Annotated in this window: 2 tRNA genes and 1 rRNA gene; all 3 read left to right on the forward strand. The window is 62.0% G+C overall.

Annotation, left to right across the window (positions count from 1 at the left end):
- Window positions 1-91: ribosomal RNA gene (locus tag MKK52_RS02325) — 16S ribosomal RNA — on the forward strand; the annotation flags it as partial.
- A 187-nt stretch (window positions 92-278) separates the two neighbouring features.
- Window positions 279-355 (forward strand) — tRNA-Ile (locus tag MKK52_RS02330).
- Window positions 356-365: 10 nt separating this feature from the next.
- Window positions 366-438: transfer RNA gene (locus MKK52_RS02335), tRNA-Ala, on the forward strand.
- The last annotated feature ends 293 nt before the right edge of the window (window positions 439-731 follow it).

The raw sequence follows: 731 nt of genomic DNA on the forward strand, positions 1-731 counted from the left end.
AGGGGAGCAGGCGACCACGGTAGGGTCAGCGACTGGGGTGAAGTCGTAACAAGGTAGCCGTAGGGGAACCTGCGGCTGGATCACCTCCTTTCTAAGGGTGCTGTCAGCTGGATGGCCGGTTCGCCGGTCCGCTCCACGGACGGCGCTATTAGATACCAGGGACCTGTCAGGGTCCCATTGGCGGGACAGCCTGAGGGCGCCGTCCTCGTTTTCCTTCCTCACATAATCCGGACAGCGGGTCGTCCTTGCGTCACATGCGTGACGTAGGAGACCGGCACGGGCCTGTAGCTCAGGTGGTTAGAGCGCACCCCTGATAAGGGTGAGGTCGGACGTTCGAGTCGTCCCAGGCCCACCATTCTCAGTACGGGGCCATAGCTCAGCTGGGAGAGCGCGTGCTTTGCAAGCATGAGGTCGTCGGTTCGATCCCGTCTGGCTCCACTTCTTTTGGGACTTGCCCGCGAGCCTGTGTAGGGCTGGCGCGGGTGAGGCCGTGAGGTGCGAGCCTTCCCGATCCGGATTTTGTCAGAAGAGAGAGTTTGCCGCCTGCGGCGAGCGTGAGGGCCCTATGGCTCCCGGTCGCTGTGTGGTGCGCGAAGATATCTTACATCGTGAAGAGGGAATGTGACTGTTGGGGGCGCGAGAGCGTTTTTCTCCGGCGGTCATGTTCGGCAAGCATACGGCGGTCGGGTCGGAAACGACCTGATCGCTGGTCTTTTTGCGACCGGATCGCG

This window comes from Methylobacterium sp. J-067 (assembly GCF_022829465.1).
GTDB classification, from domain to species: domain Bacteria; phylum Pseudomonadota; class Alphaproteobacteria; order Rhizobiales; family Beijerinckiaceae; genus Methylobacterium; species Methylobacterium litchii.